The sequence below is a fragment of the Paraburkholderia sp. SOS3 genome, from assembly GCF_001922345.1.
Taxonomy (GTDB): Bacteria; Pseudomonadota; Gammaproteobacteria; order Burkholderiales; family Burkholderiaceae; genus Paraburkholderia.
The window spans coordinates 547,856-563,443 of the sequence record NZ_CP018811.1 but is presented as its reverse complement, the minus strand read 5'-3'; the positions used below and the strand labels follow the sequence as shown (position 1 = coordinate 563,443).

Annotated in this window: 12 protein-coding genes and 1 pseudogene; 3 read left to right on the top strand and 10 right to left on the bottom strand. The window is 65.5% G+C overall.

The window, feature by feature from the left end; all coding sequences use genetic code 11:
• Positions 1-51: 51 nt before the first annotated feature.
• Together cydB and cydX are read left to right on the top strand one after the other, a co-directional pair.
• Positions 52-1,188 carry a cytochrome d ubiquinol oxidase subunit II gene (gene cydB, locus BTO02_RS02565; protein ID WP_075155689.1) on the top strand — a complete coding sequence of 379 codons (1,137 nt, stop codon included), beginning with the start codon at positions 52-54 and terminating at the stop codon, positions 1,186-1,188.
• 61 nt (positions 1,189-1,249) lie between these two features.
• Entirely contained in the window at positions 1,250-1,363 is a 114-nt protein-coding gene (gene cydX, locus BTO02_RS02560) for a cytochrome bd-I oxidase subunit CydX (protein ID WP_075155688.1), read from the top strand.
• A gap of 59 nt (positions 1,364-1,422) precedes the next feature.
• Here the strand turns inward: cydX and nagE are convergent, their stop codons facing one another.
• From nagE to BTO02_RS02535, 5 genes are all read right to left on the bottom strand, one after another.
• A complete protein-coding gene (nagE, locus tag BTO02_RS02555; protein ID WP_075158541.1) occupies positions 1,423-3,210 on the bottom strand; it encodes an N-acetylglucosamine-specific PTS transporter subunit IIBC in 1,788 nt (595 codons plus the stop codon).
• Between the two features lie 127 nt (positions 3,211-3,337).
• Entirely contained in the window at positions 3,338-6,007 is a 2,670-nt protein-coding gene (gene ptsP / locus BTO02_RS02550; protein ID WP_075155687.1) for a phosphoenolpyruvate--protein phosphotransferase, read from the bottom strand.
• Between the two features lie 12 nt (positions 6,008-6,019).
• On the bottom strand, positions 6,020-7,027 hold the full coding sequence (locus BTO02_RS02545; RefSeq protein ID WP_075155686.1) for an SIS domain-containing protein: 1,008 nt from the start codon (positions 7,025-7,027) through the stop codon (positions 6,020-6,022).
• The gene (nagA, locus tag BTO02_RS02540) at positions 7,020-8,123 is read right to left on the bottom strand and encodes an N-acetylglucosamine-6-phosphate deacetylase (protein ID WP_075155685.1); all 1,104 of its coding nucleotides are present in this window, start codon (positions 8,121-8,123) and stop codon (positions 7,020-7,022) included. The genes BTO02_RS02545 and nagA overlap by 8 nt, the downstream gene beginning before the upstream one ends.
• 84 nt (positions 8,124-8,207) lie before the next feature.
• Positions 8,208-8,942 carry a GntR family transcriptional regulator gene (locus BTO02_RS02535; RefSeq protein WP_075155684.1) on the bottom strand — a complete coding sequence of 245 codons (735 nt, stop codon included), beginning with the start codon at positions 8,940-8,942 and terminating at the stop codon, positions 8,208-8,210.
• Positions 8,943-9,311: 369 nt separating this feature from the next.
• On the opposite strand from BTO02_RS02535, the gene BTO02_RS02530 reads away from it, so the two are divergent.
• Positions 9,312-10,238 carry a bifunctional helix-turn-helix transcriptional regulator/GNAT family N-acetyltransferase gene (locus BTO02_RS02530; protein WP_075155683.1) on the top strand — a complete coding sequence of 309 codons (927 nt, stop codon included), beginning with the start codon at positions 9,312-9,314 and terminating at the stop codon, positions 10,236-10,238.
• A 192-nt stretch (positions 10,239-10,430) separates the two neighbouring features.
• Here the strand turns inward: BTO02_RS02530 and BTO02_RS02525 are convergent.
• The 5 genes and pseudogenes from BTO02_RS02525 to BTO02_RS02505 form a co-directional block, all read right to left on the bottom strand.
• Positions 10,431-10,544: pseudogene (locus BTO02_RS02525) on the bottom strand (MetQ/NlpA family ABC transporter substrate-binding protein); the annotation flags it as partial.
• 109 nt (positions 10,545-10,653) lie between these two features.
• Positions 10,654-12,513 carry a methyl-accepting chemotaxis protein gene (locus BTO02_RS02520; protein ID WP_075155682.1) on the bottom strand — a complete coding sequence of 620 codons (1,860 nt, stop codon included), beginning with the start codon at positions 12,511-12,513 and terminating at the stop codon, positions 10,654-10,656.
• A gap of 268 nt (positions 12,514-12,781) precedes the next feature.
• Positions 12,782-13,411 (bottom strand): SCO family protein, encoded by a 630-nt coding sequence (locus BTO02_RS02515; RefSeq protein WP_075155681.1) that lies wholly within the window; start codon positions 13,409-13,411, stop codon positions 12,782-12,784.
• Positions 13,412-13,524: 113 nt separating this feature from the next.
• Entirely contained in the window at positions 13,525-14,430 is a 906-nt protein-coding gene (cyoE, locus tag BTO02_RS02510; protein ID WP_075155680.1) for a heme o synthase, read from the bottom strand.
• 6 nt (positions 14,431-14,436) lie between these two features.
• Positions 14,437-15,546 (bottom strand): COX15/CtaA family protein, encoded by a 1,110-nt coding sequence (locus tag BTO02_RS02505; RefSeq protein WP_075155679.1) that lies wholly within the window; start codon positions 15,544-15,546, stop codon positions 14,437-14,439.
• Between the last annotated feature and the right edge of the window lie 42 nt (positions 15,547-15,588).

Sequence of the window (15,588 nt, the reverse complement as noted above, 5' to 3'; positions counted from 1 at the left end):
TTCGACGCCATCCGGCACGCTTCATTCTGCACAGGAACGGAAAACATCATCATGGACTACGCAACCCTCAAACTGATCTGGTGGGTACTGATCGGCGCGCTGCTGATCGGCTTCGCGCTGACCGACGGCTTCGATATGGGCGCCGCGATTCTGCTGCCGTTCATCGGCAAGTCCGATAGCGAACGGCGCATCGTCGTCAATACCGTCGGTGCGACCTGGGAAGGCAACCAGGTGTGGCTCGTCACGGCAGGCGGCGCGATGTTCGCAGCCTGGCCGCTTGTCTACGCCGCGTCGTTCTCGGGCTTTTACTTCGCCATGCTGCTCGTGTTGTTCGCGCTGTTTTTCCGGCCAGTCGGCTTCGACTACCGCGGCAAACGCGAACATGCGGGATGGCGCAATGCGTGGGACTGGGCCTTGTTCGTCGGCGGCTTCGTGCCGGCACTCGTGTTCGGCGTGGCGTTCGGCAATCTGCTGCAAGGCGTGCCGTTCGCGTTCGATCAGGACCTGCGCTCCACTTACCACGGCAGCTTTTTTGCGCTGCTGAACCCGTTTGCACTGCTGTGCGGGCTCGTCAGCGTCTCGATGCTGATGGCGCACGGCGCGGCGTTCGTGAAGATGAAGACGGACGGCGTGATCGCCGAACGGGCCGCGCGCGCGCTGCGCATTGCCTCGCTTGTCGCCGTCGTGCTGTTTCTGCTCGCCGGCGCATTGATCGCAACCGTGATCGGCGGCTATCAGATCGTCGACGCCGCGCCGCTCGATACGGTGTCGAATCCGCTGCTGAAAAGCGTGATCGGCGCGCCCGGACTGTGGCTCACGAATTACGCGCTCTATCCGTGGATGGTGGCCGCGCCCGTCGCCGGTGTGCTTGGCGCACTGCTCGCGGCGCTGCTTGCGAAATCGCGCTTCGAAACGACCGCATTTCTCGCGACCTCGCTGATGGTGATCGGCGTGATTCTGACGGCGGGCTTCTCGATGTTCCCGTTCGTCATGCCGTCGTCGCTCGACGCGCGCAGCAGCCTGACCGTCTGGGATTCGACATCGAGCCACATGACGCTGCAGATCATGCTGATCGCGGTCGTCGTTTTTCTGCCGATCGTTCTCATCTACACGGGCTGGGTGTATCGCGTGATGCGCGGCAAGGTCACCGCGCAAGCGCTCGAGCAAAACAGTCACTCGATGTATTGATTGCGCACGGTCACGCGCACCGGCGCGTGTATCGCATTAACAGAAGCGAAGGAGCATTCCGATGTGGTATTTCAGCTGGATTCTAGGCATTGGCGTCGCGCTCGCGTTCGGCATTATCAACGTGATGTGGCTTGAAGCGCAGCGGGCGTCCGAGGCCACGAAGACGAAGCGGTAAACGCAAAGCGGCGCCCTGTGTTCGAGGGCGCCGCTCCGTTCGAACGCGTCAGGCGCGCATCACGCCGGCTGTGCCGCCCCGCCGATCGCCGGCAAACGCGCCGACAACTGCTGCGCATAGCGCTGCGCCGCCTGCCCGACGACGATATGGAACGTATCGGTCGAGACCCACGCAACGTCCAGCGCGCCAAGCCGTCGACGGTCCACAGCCGACGCATCGCGCACCACGATACGCACACGCGTGGCCGCAACCGCCTGCAGCGACACGATATTCGTCGCGCCGCCGAACACGGCGAGCCAGCGCAACGGGTCGGGATCGAGCGGCCCGCCGACCGCCGCGGACGCGGCGGCAACGACCGCAGCCGTTTGCACCGCAGCCGACGATGCGGCCATTGCCTGTGAACCGGCACCGGCCGCTTGCGCACCGTGTCCGATCGTCGTGCGAATCTCGTCGGCGATCATATCCGCCTCGGGTCCGATAATCACCTGCACGTTCGTCGAGCCGCGCTTCAACACGCCACGCGCGCCAATCGCTTTCAGCCCGGCATCCGAAACTTTCTCGGCGTTCACCACCGAGAGGCGCAAACGCGTCGTGCATGCATCGACAACGGTCAGGTTGCCCGCGCCACCCAAGGCCGCGATATAGCGCTGCGCGCGCGTGAGCGCCGCGCCCGCCACCGGCGCGGCGTAACCGTCTTCGGCGGCCGACGAAGCAGCCTGCGCGGCATCCGCGCTCTCGGGCTCTCGGCCCGGTGTCGCCATATTGAACTTGCGGATGAAGAAGCGGAACAGGCCGTAGTAGATGACCGCATAGGCGAGCCCGATGGGAATTGCCTCCCAGCCCTTCGTCGACAGCCCGTAGTTCAGCGCGTAGTCGATCGCGCCAGCCGAGAACGTGAACCCGAGATGGATGCCGAGCGCCGAACAGACCGCGAGCGCAAGGCCCGTCAGCACCGCATGAATCGCGTACAGCACCGGCGCGAGGAACATGAAGCTGAACTCGATCGGCTCGGTGACGCCGGTCAGGAACGAGGTCAGCGCCATCGAGAACAGCAGGCCGCCGACCATCGCACGACGCTCCTTCGGCGCCTCGTGGAACATCGCGAGGCACGCTGCCGGCAGGCCGAACATCATGACCGGGAAAAAGCCCGTCATAAAGGTGCCCGCACTCGGGTCGCCGGCGAAGAAGCGATGCAGGTCGCCCGTTACCGCGGCGCCGTTCGGCGGCGTGAACGAGCCGAACACGAACCACGCAAGCGAGTTCAGGATGTGATGCAGGCCCGTCACGAGCAGCAGCCGGTTCAGCAGGCCGAACACGAATGCGCCGATTGCACCGGCCGTCGTGAGCCAATGGCCGGCGGCATCGATTGCGGACTGCACGGGCGCCCACGCGTAACCGAACGCGATGCCGAGCACGAGACACACCACGCCCGTCACGATCGGAACGAAGCGCTTGCCGCCGAAAAACGCGAGGTAATCGGGCAGCTTGATGTCCTTGTACCGGTTGTACAGCATCCCGGCGACGATGCCGGCGACGATCCCCGACAGCACGCCCATGTTGAGCTTATCGTTGATATCCTTCATCACCGCGATTTCGACGAGATAGCCGATCGCGCCGGCAAGCGCCGCGACGCCGTTGTTGTCTTTCGCAAAACCAACGGCGACGCCGATCGCGAACAGCAGCGGCAAGTTGTCGAAAATCGCGCCGCCCGCGTCGGCGATCATCTTGATGTTGAAGACGTCCGGCTGTCCGAGCCGCAGCAGCAGGCCCGCGACCGGCAGCACCGCAATCGGCAGCATCAGCGCACGGCCGAGACGCTGCACTTTCAAAAAGGGGTTTGCATCCATTGCCTGCTCCACTCCATCTTTCTTTTGTTTGGGACATCGTTTCGATATCCCTGGCATCATGGGGCGCGCGTCGGCGCGGCGTGCGTGAGCAGTAAGCCGCGCGTTCGCGCTTTCGTTCAGTTTTCGCTCAATCGAGCGGCCAGTGCGCCCGGCTCGCCGTCCTTACCGCTTGCGCCGAATCGAGCGCGAGCGCGTCCTGCGCGCGCTGCCGGCACTGCTGATAATCGAGTTTGCGCACGCGCGCCTTGATCGCCGGCACCGACGGCGGATCGACCGACAGCTCGGTGACGCCAAGGCCGATCAGCAGCGGTACCGCCAGCGGATCGCCCGCAAGCGCACCACACACGCCGACCCACTTGCCGTGCTTCTGCGCGCCTCGCACGGTCGCATCGACGAGGCGCAGCACGGCCGGATGCAGCCCGTCGGCTTGCGCTGCAAGATCGGGCTGGCAGCGGTCCATCGCGAGCGTGTATTGCGTAAGATCGTTGGTGCCGATCGAGAGGAAGTCCGCGTGCTGCGCGAGCTGATCGGCAAGCAACGCCGCCGACGGCACCTCGATCATCACGCCCACTTCGACCGGCTCGGCACGGCCGCTTTCACGCGCAAGCTCGTCGATGCGGCGGCGCAGGCGTACGAGTTCGCCCGCGTCGGTCACCATGGGCAACAGGATGCGCACCGCGCTGGCCGGCTGCACGGCGAGCATCCCGCGCAACTGGTCGTCGAGCAGGTCGGGCCGCACCTGCGCGAGCCGGATGCCGCGCAGGCCGAGCGCCGGGTTCGGTTCGGGCGGCAGCGTCAGATAGTCGACTTCCTTGTCCGCGCCGACATCGAGCGTGCGAATGATCGCCGTGCGGCCCGCGAGCGCATCGACGATCGCCTGATAGCTCTGCCGATGCTCGTCGACGGTCGGCGCGGCCTGCCGGTGAATGAACAGCAGCTCGGTGCGCAACAGGCCGACGGCGTCGGCGCCGTTGTCGACTGCGGTCTTCGCATCGTCGAGTGTCGCGATGTTCGAGGCGACCTCGATGCCGCGGCCGTCGCTCGTCGCCGCGACCTGGTGCGACGCGCGGCGATTCGTTTCGCGCACGCCGGCGAGGCGCCGGCATTCGTTGCGCGCCCGTTCCACGTCGCGCGCGCCCGGTGCATATTCAAGCCGGCCGTTGGTTGCATCCACAACCACTTGCGTGTCTTCCGCGATTCGATGCAGCGCATCGCCCATCGCGACGAGGGCCGGCAGGCCGAGCTGACGCGCGATGATCGCCGCGTGCGACGTCGCGCCGCCGCGCGCCATCACGAGCGCGGTCACGCGTGTGCGATCGAGCGACGACAGGTCGGACGGCGTGAATTCGTCGGCGGCAAGCACCGCTTCGTCGGGCAGCTCGCGCGCCGCCGTGTTCGCAAGCCCAAGGGCACGCAGCACGCGCTTGCCGATATCGCGCAGGTCCGCCGCGCGCTCGGCGAGCAGCGCGTCGTCGAGATTGGCGAGCACTGCGATCTGCGCGCGGATCGCTTCGCGCCATGCGAAGCCCGCGCTCTTGCCGAGGCTGATCAGATCGCGTGCCGCGTCGACGAGCGTCGGATCTTCGAGCAGCACACGATGGACCGTGAAGATGCCGGCCGCGCCGACCGCGCCGCGCTGCGACGCGTCGCGCACCGTCGAATTGAGTTCGGCGTCGACTGCGGCGATCGCTTTGTCGAGGCGACGGCTTTCCGCCGCTGGCGTGCCCTCCGCCTGCTCGGGCGGCACGATATCGGCGTCGTCCCAGCGCACGAGCTTGCCGACCGCGACGCCCGGCGCGGCGCATACGCCGGCAAGCGTATTGGGCGCAAGCGTCGGCGCGGCCGCCGCATCTGCATTCGACGAAGACGGTGTCGCACCGCCGACAGCCTGCGGCGCCGGCGACATCCGCCGTGCGGCCTTCTCTTCATTCTCGCCGTGCGCGTCGCGCATCAGTTCGTTCGCGACCGCTTCGACGGCCGCGGCTGCCTGCGCGCCAATCGCAAGGATTTCGACCGTCGCACCTTCGCCTGCCCCCAGCCCGAGCAGACCGACGACGCTTTCGACCGGCGCCTTGCGCCCGTCGAAACGCACTTCGACGCGCGCATCGAAGCCGCGCGCCGCTTCGCGCACGCGCGCCGCGGGTCGCGCGTGCAGACCGCCGGCGTGGGTCAGCGTGACGTGTCGGCGCGCCTCCTCCATGATCGCGCTCGCCCCGCGCGCCACGACGTCCGCTGCGCCTTCGCGCGCACGCAGCACGAGCAGCGGCGTTTCGCCAGCTTTCAGCGTGCCGCCGGTGCTGCTGCGCTCGACGATCTCGAACGCCTCCGAATTCGCAATTGCCACGACCGACACGAGACTCGGCGCGGAACACGCGACAATGTCCTGATCGAACTCGATCAGCACGTCGCCTGCACGCACGCGCGCGCCCTGCTCGACCATCGGCGCGAAGCCTTTGCCGTTGAGCGCAACGGTGTCGATGCCGATATGCAACAGCACTTCCACGCCTTCGCCGGTGACAAGCGTCGCCGCGTGGCCCGTGCGTGCGATATGGGTCACCACGCCGTCGCACGGCGCAACGAGTTTGCCTTCGAGCGGATCGACACCGATCCCGTCGCCGAACATGCCGCCCGAAAACACGGGGTCGGGCACATCCGCAAGCAGCACGACCGGTCCGCTCAACGGCGCAGTCAGCACGATATGACCCGGCACGGTATGGCCTGCGATTTCACCAGCCGCACGGCTGGTTGCAGGGCTCGCGTTATGGCTCATCAAAACTGTCTCCTCGACACGTCGCATCTGTTTTCCCGATCAGTGAGTTTCTGTGACCTTGTTCAGATGGCGAGGCGCGTCAGGGTTACGTCCGCGGGCAGCCGCAAGGCCGGCCGCCATCACATAGAAGGAAAGGATCGCGGCGATCGGATCGAGCGCCGCATTGGCCGTCGAGACGAGCGGCAGCGTGCGCTGCGCGACGCCATCCGGCGCCGCGAGCAGCACGCGCGCGCCGCGCGAGCGCATGTCGCGCGCCAGTTGCAACAGGCCGGACTGTTCGGGTCCGGGCAGCGCGAACACGAGCAGCGGATAGCCGTCGCCGATCAGTTCCATCGGACCGTGCCGCACTTCGGCGCTCGAAAACGCCTCGGCCTGGATGCCCGAAGTTTCCTTGAGCTTCAGCGCCGCTTCCTGCGCGATCGCGAGACCGAGGCCGCGGCCGATCACGATCATCCGCTCGGCGCCGCGCAATTCGTCGACCGCATGCGACCAGTCGAGTACGCCGGCCTTCTGCAACGCATCGGGCAAGCCTTGCAGCGCACCGAGCAGCGCGGCATCGCGTTGCCAGCGCGCGACCAGCTGCGCGGAAATGGCCAGCATTGCGATATAGCTCTTCGTAGCGGCCACGCTGAGTTCCGGACCGGCGACGAGCGGCAACTGCCATTCGCAGACATCGGCAAGCGGCGATTGCGGCGCGTTCACCGCGGCGACGGTCAGCGCGCCCGCATTGCGCAACGCGGCCATCGTGCCGACGAGATCGGGGCTCTTGCCCGATTGCGAAAACGCAATCGCGAGCTGTTCGCGCACGCGCAGCGGTGCTTGCTGCAGCGTCGCGACCGACATCGGCAGCGACGCGACGGGCACGCCGAGCCGGCTCATCGCGAGGCTGGCGAAATAGCTCGCCGCGTGGTCCGAGCTGCCGCGCGCAACGGTCAGCGCGACATCGCGCGGGCGTGCCGACAGGCGCACCGCGAGCGCCTCGACATAGGACGTGTCCGCGAGTTGCGCGGCGACCGCTTCAGCGGACGCGAGCGCCTCTTTAAGCATATTCGACAATCGATTCTCCTTCGACGTATGTCGCGCTCAGCGCCAGCTCCCGGTCGAACACGACGACGTCGGCCCACGCGCCACGCGCGATGCGGCCGCGGTCTTCGATGCCGAGGTAGTCGGCGGCATGGCGCGACAGACGGTTTGAAACGTCGGCCAACGGCAGGCCGAGCGAACACAGGTTGCGCAACGCCTGATCCATCGTCAGCGTGCTGCCGGCGAGCGTGCCGTCTGCAAGACGCACGCCGCCAAGACATTTCGTCACGTGCTGGCTGCCGAGGCGGTATTCGCCGTCGGGCATGCCGGTCGCCGACGTGCTGTCGGTCACTACATATAGGCGCGGAATCGCGCGCATGGCGGCGCGAATCGCACCCGGGTGCACGTGCAGCAGATCGGGGATGATCTCCGCGTACTCGGCATGCGCAAGCGCCGCGCCGACCATGCCCGGGTTGCGGTGATGCAGCGGCGACATCGCATTGAACAGATGCGTGAAGCCGCGCGCGCCGTGCTTCATCGCGGCGACCGCATCGTCGTATGTACCGAGCGAATGGCCGAGCTGCACGCGCACGCCGCGTGCAGCGATTTCCGAGATGATGTCCATATGGCCCGCGATTTCAGGCGCGATCGTGACGACGCGGATCGGCCCGAGCGAGAGATATTTCAACACCTCGTCGAGCACGGCGGACACCGCCGCGTCCGGTTGCGCGCCGAGCTTGCCGGGGTTGATGTACGGCCCTTCGAGGTGCACGCCAAGCACGCGCGAGCCGCCCGGCGTGCGATTGCGCGCGACCTCGGCGAGTCCCGCGACCACGTCCATCAGCTCGTCGCGCGGCGCGGTCATCGTCGTCGCGAGCAGGCTCGTCGTGCCGTGACGCGCATGCGTGCGCGTGATCGCCTCGATCGCATTGCCGGCCTCCATCACATCGGCGCCGCCGCCGCCGTGCACATGCAGATCGATAAAGCCGGGCAGGATGTACGGCGCGTCGTTGGTCGACGGGTCGGCAACGTGGCCCGTCAGCGCCGTGATGCGGCCATTCTCGAATTCGAGCGTGCCGTGGATCCAACCATCGGGGGTGAGTATGTTTCCGGTCAGCATGGGTTTCTCTGGGAGCCTGAGGCGATGGGGGCGATGCAATGCATGACTGAAGTCGCGCGGCAGTGTTCCGCCGCGACGGCATATTTAAAGACGCAGTTCGGCGACGAAATCGTAGTAGTCGTCCCGGCAATACGTATCGGTGAGTTCGATCGCGCGTTGATCCGCGCTGTAACCGACGCGTGTGATCAACAGCAGCGCGGTGCGCGGCTCGATGTCCATCAGCGCGGCGATTTCGCTCGACGCATTGACCGCGCGAAAATGCTGCAACGCGCGTACGACGGCGATGCCGCGCTGCTCGAGATAGCTGTACAGCGAGCCGTCGATCAGCAGCGGGTCCGGCACGATCGACGTCGGCAGCGCCGTATGTTCGACCGCCATCACGATGCCGTCCGCGCGGCGCAGGCGGCGCAGGTTGGCGACATTCGCGCCCGGCGACAGCCCGAGATGCACGATCTCGTCGCGGCTCGCCGCGCGCACGTCGCGCTCGAGCCAGATCGAGTCGGGACGAAAACCGCGCTGTTCCATCTTCTTCGTGAAACCCATGAGTCGCGACAACGGGTCTTCCACACGCGGCGTGATGAAACTGCGCGCACCGGGTGCACGGCGAATCAGGCCTTGCTCGACGAGCAGCGAAATCGCCTTGCGCGCCGTGATGCGCGACACGCCGATCGAATCCGATAGCGTGCGCTCGGACGGCAACGCCTCGCCCGCCGACCAGACACCGCAATGAATCGCCGTTGCAAGGTTGCGCGCAAGCTGCAGGTACAACGGCGTCACGTTGCGCGCATCGGGCATCAGGGCGGACCAGCGTGTTTCCATGGGGCTCCGGCGGGGCGAGGAGGACGAAGGCATTGCGCCTGGAACAGAATCGGAGCCCATTATATAACCAACATAATACCAGTCAACGTACTGGTATCTAACCGGTATTATTTTATAAGCTCTTGTTATTCAACGGATTTCCGCGATTTGTGCGCGTTTTTCGGCCCGCTGGCGGTGACCAGGACATACCCGAATCGAAGCCAGTTCTGATGCCAGTCAACGGCGCGGCGCCCGGTCGATACATTAACTTTCGATTCGCAAACGCAGCATGCATGTGCGCAATGTGGACACTGCCAACCTGTGTAGGTTTTATCGCCGGATCGATCCGAATATAGTGGCCGCCAGGTAAAAACTACTGGAGCCATCACGGTGTCCGATTCCACCGCCTTGCGACGCGCGGAAGCCGTCCGCCATTTCAATCGCTTCTACACGAAGCACATCGGCGAACTCCACGACCATTTGAACAACAGCGAGTTCTCGCTTACCGAAGTCCGCGTCCTGCGCGAGCTCGCGCTCGGCCGCGCGCAGACTGCCTCGGCGCTGGCGCGCGGTCTTGGCCTCGATAGCGGCTATCTGAGCCGGCTGCTGACCGGCTTCGAGCGACGCAGGCTGATCAACCGGCGGCCCTCGACCGCCGATGCGCGGCAGTCGATGCTATCGCTGACCGATAACGGCCGCGCCGCGTATCGGCCGCTCGACGCGGCCGCGATCCGGGAAGTGTCCGCGATGCTCGCGAAGCTCGCTGACCAATCGCAGGAACAGCTGATCGGCGCGATGAAACTGATCGAGCGCCTGATCGGCGAAGGGCCGCGGCACGGCGCCGTGATGCTGCGCGGGCCGAAAACCGGAGACTACGGCTTTCTCGTGCAGCGCCAGGCGCAATTGTTCGCGAACGGTCACGGCTGGGACCATCGGTTCGAAGGGTTGCTCGCGCGAACGGTAGCCGCGTTTTCGGAGGAACACGATCCGCAGCGCGAAACGTGCATGATTGCAGAGCAGCGGGGAACGGTCGCCGGTTCCGCGCTGATCACGCAGCACGCGCCCGATACCGCTATGGTGCAGATGTTGTACGTCGAGCCGGACGTCCAGCGTCTCGGTATCGGCACGCATCTGATGAACGAGTGCGTACGCTTTGCCGCGCGGGCCGGCTATACGAAGCTGTCGGTAACGACGGCAACCGCCCTGCTCGACGCGCGCCGTCTTTTCGAGCACGCCGGCTTTATTCGTATGACCGCCGAGCCGGCGCAGCGCTTCGGCCGCCAGCTCGTACTCGAGCGCTGGGTGCGCCATCTCTGAGTCGAGCGTCGTGCACGCGCGAGCGGTCCAATGGATCGGATCGGAAGGCCCCTTGCATCAGAAGGCCCGGTGCGCATGAGAACGACGGCAGGACCGCGCCTTTGAACCCGGACTTGATGAACCGCCGCACATCGTCCGACCGATACGCGGCCACGCGCTTCTTCACCCACGGCCGAGATACGGCTGGTACTAGAAGCTGTTTGCGTCAAGTTCGTCTGCGTCGAGCGCGGCATTCGGCTGCACGTAGTCGTTGAACCCGATGACTTTCACGTTGAGGCCCTGGCGTTTCGCAACCTTCTGGACGACTGACCCGCGGCTGCGCGACTCGATGGCTACGGGAAACGACATCGGCGCGCCCGGAGCCGCGCCGTTGGCCTGCTCGCGCTGATCGCCGCGATCTGGCTCGATGCGACGTTCAGAAGGTCGTCCAGTCGCCGTCGTCGACCGGTTTGGCCGCGCGCGGTCGCGCGGTTGGCGCATCAGCCTGCTCTGTTGCGGCGCTTGCGTCGGTTGCGCCGGTTGCAGCAACTCCCACTGCGGGCACTTTTTGCGCGGCGCGTGCTGTCGCAGGCGCGGCAACACGCGAGACATCGGGCGAGACCGTGTGCACCCCAGCGGTCACCCCAGCAGACGCCTTCAACGCAGGTTGTCTTGCCGGCTGCTTCCGGACAGCAGGCTCCACACCACCCGGCAGCGCAACGCGCGCCGTTGCTGTCGACGCCTGCGCATCGATCACGCGAAACGCGTTGACTGCCTCGCGCAAGCGTGCCGCCTGGTCCTGCAATGAAGCCGCGGCGGCCGTCGCCTGTTCGACGAGCGCCGCGTTCTGCTGCGTCACTTCGTCCATCTGCGCGACCGCGCGTCCGACCTGCGAAATGCCGCTGCTTTGTTCTTCCGAGGCCGCTGCGATCTCGCCCATGATGTCGGTCACGCGCCGCACGGCCTGCAGGATGTCGCCCATCGTCGCGCCGGCCTGCCCGACGAGCGCCGACCCGATTTTCACGCGCTCGACCGATGCGCCGATCAGTTGCTTGATTTCTTTCGCCGCCGTCGCGCTACGCTGCGCGAGACTGCGCACCTCGCCGGCGACGACCGCGAAGCCGCGGCCCTGTTCGCCCGCGCGGGCCGCTTCGACCGCCGCATTGAGCGCGAGAATGTTGGTCTGGAACGCGATCCCCTCGATCACGCCGATGATGTCCGCGATCTGCCGCGAGCTGTCGTTGATCTCGCCCATCGTGCCGATCACGCGGTTCACCACTTCGTTGCCCTTCGTCGCGATATCCGATGCGTTGTTGGCGAGACCGCTCGCCTGCCGCGCGTTGTCGGCGTTCTGCTTGACCGTCGCAGTCAGCTGCTCCATGCTCGCTGCCGTTTCCTGCAGCGATGCGGCCTGCTGTTCGGTGCGCTGCGACAGGTCGTTGTTGCCGGCCGCGATCTGCTGCGTGGCCGACGCGATCGCTTCGGCCGAGTGCCGGATCTCGCCGATCGCGCGTTGCAGGCGGTCCTGCATTGCTTGCATCGCCGCCATCATGCTCGACGTGTCGCTCGAACGCACCTTGACGACCTGCGTCAGATCGCCGCCCGCGATGCGCGTGGCAAGTAGCGCGGCCGCCTGCGGTTCACCGCCGAGCCCGTTGCGGATGCTGCGCATCACCACGATCATCGCGAGCGTGATCAGCGTGCCGATCACGAGCACGGCGACCAGATGTTCGACGATGTTCCGGTAGTACGCCGTATCGATGTCGCGCACGAACACGCCGCTCGTGATGTACCAGTCCCACGGTGCGAAGCGCTCGACGTAGCTGAGCTTCGGCAACGCGGTTTCGCTGCCCGGCAGGCGGCCGCGATATTCGGCAAAGCCGCGGCCCGTCGCCTTCGCGCTGTCGATCACCGACATATAGAGCAGCTTGCCGTCGGGATCCTTGAAATCGCCGACCGGCTTGCCGACCATCTGCGGCAGCGTCGGGTGCATCAGCACGACCGGCTTCGAGTCGATCACGAAAAGATAGCCGGCGTCGCCGTAACGCATGGTCGCCAGACGCGCCAATGCTTCGCGTCGCGCGTCGGCTTCGGTCAGTTTGCCGGCCTGCGATTGGGCGTAATAGCCGTTCACGACGTTCTGCGCCGCGTCGACGAGATTCACCATGCCGGCCTTGCGCTCGGCCAGCATCGTCGAGCGCGTTTCGACCGCGCTTAGCAAACCAATGCCCAGCAACCCCAGCCAGACAAGCGCGAGCGACAGCCACAGCTTGCGATTCAGACTCATCCCGCTCATTGTTTTGGTCTCTTTCGTGTGGTTTCTCCGGCAATGCGCACGCGCGCGGACGCGACGCAAACGATTGCCTTACGGGATAACGGCACGAAAGGAAGACGACTTGAACGAGCGTGCTAAAAGGACAAACGAAGGAGAAACGAAAGACAAACGGAGCGGATGCAAAAGCGAAAGCGCTTTCAGGACGCGCTCGGCGCGCGTTTGGCCCGCGCGTCTGTTTGCCGTTTTGGCCCGCGATCGAATCGCGGGAGGGCTCAGCGGTGCGGCGCGCTCAACCGAGCAGCAGCTTGATGTCGTGCACCCACGGCCCGGCGCCCTGGCCATCGCGCGCGAAAAGCCGCAGGCGGCCATCCGGGTCGAACACATAGCTCGCCGCCGTATGGTCCATCGTGTAGCTATCGGGCGTCTTGCCCGGCACCTTTGCGTAGTAGACGCGGAAGTCTTTCGCGATCTTCTGGAGCTGCGCCGCGTTTGCGGGCCGCAGGCCGACGAAGGTCGGGTTGAACGCGGGCACATATTCGCCCAGCAGCGCGGGCGTGTCGCGCTCGGGGTCGAGCGTGACGAACAGCACCTGCACGCGTTTGGCGTCCGCGGGCCCGAGTTGCTGCATCGCCTGCGAGAGTTCGGCCATCGTTGTCGGACACACGTCGGGGCAGTGCGTGTAGCCGAAGAACAGCACGACCACCTTGCCCTTGTAGTCCGCGAGCGTGCGCATTTTGCCGCTCGTGTCGGGCAGCGAGAAATCGGTCGCGAACTGCTTGTTGCCCGTGATATCGACGTTCTGGAACGCCGGCGCATCCTGGCCGCAGCCGGCGACGAGCACGGCGCCGCCTAGCGCACAGACCGCGACAGCAATGCGCGCGACACGCGTCGCGAGAGCAAACCGGTTCTTCTTCAGCATGACATGAGTGGCAGCTGTAACGGTGGGAGAATCCAGGCCGGCGCCGCGGTCCGCGTCGGCCCTGTATGCGCGCTTATGCGACGATTAGGCGACGATCACGCGACGATCATGGATCATGCGCCGATCACGGCGTGCGCATAGTGATCGATCAGCAAGGCCGCAAACAGCAGCGACAGATAAACGATCGAGTAACGAAAGGTCTTACGCGCAAGCGCGTCGGAATATTCCCGGTAGATCTTCCACGCGTAACCGAGAAACACGGCGCCGAGCAGCACCGCCGCACTCAGATACACAATGCCGCTCATCCCCGAGATAAACGGCATCAGCGTCACGGCGAACAGAATAACCGTGTAGAGGAAAATGTGCAGACGCGTGTACTGCTCGCCGTGCGTGTTCGGCAGCATCGGCAAGCCGGCGTTCTCATAGTCTTTGCGGCGATAGAGCGCGAGCGCCCAGAAATGTGGTGGCGTCCACACGAAGATGATCAGCACGAGAATCCATGCGTCGCCCGGCACATGTCCCGTGACCGCTGCCCAGCCGAGCGCCGGCGGCATTGCGCCCGATGCGCCGCCGATCACGATGTTCTGCGGCGTGTACGGCTTGAGCAGCAGCGTGTAGACCACCGCATACCCAACGAACGTGGCGATGGTGAGCCACATCGTCAGCGCATTCGTGAACGTGTAGAGCGTCCACATGCCGAGGCCGCCGAGCACAGCGGAGAACAGCAGGATCTGCGTCGTGGTGATTTCGCCGCGCGCGGACGGGCGCCACGCGGTGCGACGCATCATCGCATCGACCTTCTGTTCGACGAGGCAGTTGATCGCGAACGCGGCGCCCGCGAGCAGCCAGATGCCGATCGTGCCCCCGATCAGCACGGTCCACGGCACCATGCCCGGCGTCGCGAGAAACATGCCGATCACCGCGCAGAACACGGCGAGTTGTGTGACGCGCGGCTTCGTCAGCGCGAGGTATTGGGAGATCCGGTTACCGGATGAATGAAGGAGAGTTGTGCTGTCCATGTGGGGTCACGCTGGTGCGGCATCGCGCGCAGACAACATGGCGCGGCCGGGACGGCTAGAAGCGATTCGAAAGTTTAGCATAACGAGCAGCAGCAGCAGGACCGCGGCACCGCCGTTATGGGCGACCGCAATCGGCAATGGCCATTGCAATACGATGTTCGACAGGCCCGTGAAAAACTGGATGACGATCACGAGCAGCATGCCGTTCGCGGGCCGCCGCAGCGACTCGAAACGGCGCAGTTTCAATGCGAGCCACAGTAGATACGCCACGACGACGAGCGCGAACGTGCGATGCGTCCAGTGGATCGCGACGAGTGCGTCCTGCGTGATCATGTCGCCGTCGCCGGTCATGCCGAGTGCGCGCCAGAGGTGAAAACCGTGCGCGAAATCCATCGGCGGCAGCCATTGGCCGTTGCAGGTCGGGAAGTCGGTGCACGCGAGCACCGCATAGTTCGTGCTGACCCAGCCGCCGAGCGCGATCTGCACGATCAGCAACACGAGGCCCGCCAACGCGGCCGCGCGCCAGCGGCCCGCCGCGGGCTCGAACACGGGCAGCGGCGTTTGCCGAGCCGCGAGCCAGCCGAGCGCGCCGAGCAGCGTGAGGCCGAGCAGCAGATGCGTCGTGACGATGACGGGTTGCAGCTTCATCGTCACGGTCCATGCGCCGAAAATGCCCTGCACGACGATGAGCAACAGCAGCGACGTGGGCCACCACGGCGACACATGCAACGGGCGCTTGCGGATACGCGCGGTCCACGAGATCAATACCTGCGCGATGATGAGCACGCCGATTGCCATCGCGAAGTAGCGGTGGATCATCTCGATCCATGCTTTCGTCATGCTGACCGGGCCGGTCGGCATCGCCTGATACGCAGCCGAGATCGCCGCATGCGCGATAAACGGCGACGACGTGCCGTAGCAGCCGGGCCAGTCGGGACAGCCGAGGCCGGAGTCGGTGAGCCGCGTGAAGCCGCCGAACATCACGAGGTCGAGCGTCAGAAACGTCGTCACCCAGACGAGCTTGCGGAATTTGTCGTCGTCGGCCTTGACCCATACGTACGAGAGCGGCAACAGTGCGATGCACAGTCCGATCAGGCCGAGTTGCAATACGAACATCCGTGTCTACCTCTATCTCGCGATCTTCAATGACGCTTCAAT

What these genes read in the sequence shown, in the direction of transcription:
- BTO02_RS02545 (WP_075155686.1), bottom strand. Translation starts at nt 7,027, where the DNA reads ATGCTTAAAGAGGCGCTCGCGTCCGCTGAAGCGGTCGCCGCGCAACTC.
- BTO02_RS02515 (WP_075155681.1), bottom strand. Translation starts at nt 13,411, where the DNA reads ATGCTGAAGAAGAACCGGTTTGCTCTCGCGACGCGTGTCGCGCGCATT.
- cydB (WP_075155689.1), top strand. Translation starts at nt 52, where the DNA reads ATGGACTACGCAACCCTCAAACTGATCTGGTGGGTACTGATCGGCGCG.
- nagA (WP_075155685.1), bottom strand. Translation starts at nt 8,123, where the DNA reads ATGCTGACCGGAAACATACTCACCCCCGATGGTTGGATCCACGGCACG.
- ptsP (WP_075155687.1), bottom strand. Translation starts at nt 6,007, where the DNA reads ATGCGACGTGTCGAGGAGACAGTTTTGATGAGCCATAACGCGAGCCCT.
- cyoE (WP_075155680.1), bottom strand. Translation starts at nt 14,430, where the DNA reads ATGGACAGCACAACTCTCCTTCATTCATCCGGTAACCGGATCTCCCAA.
- cydX (WP_075155688.1), top strand. Translation starts at nt 1,250, where the DNA reads ATGTGGTATTTCAGCTGGATTCTAGGCATTGGCGTCGCGCTCGCGTTC.
- BTO02_RS02535 (WP_075155684.1), bottom strand. Translation starts at nt 8,942, where the DNA reads ATGGAAACACGCTGGTCCGCCCTGATGCCCGATGCGCGCAACGTGACG.
- nagE (WP_075158541.1), bottom strand. Translation starts at nt 3,210, where the DNA reads ATGGATGCAAACCCCTTTTTGAAAGTGCAGCGTCTCGGCCGTGCGCTG.
- BTO02_RS02520 (WP_075155682.1), bottom strand. Translation starts at nt 12,513, where the DNA reads ATGAGCGGGATGAGTCTGAATCGCAAGCTGTGGCTGTCGCTCGCGCTT.
- BTO02_RS02505 (WP_075155679.1), bottom strand. Translation starts at nt 15,546, where the DNA reads ATGTTCGTATTGCAACTCGGCCTGATCGGACTGTGCATCGCACTGTTG.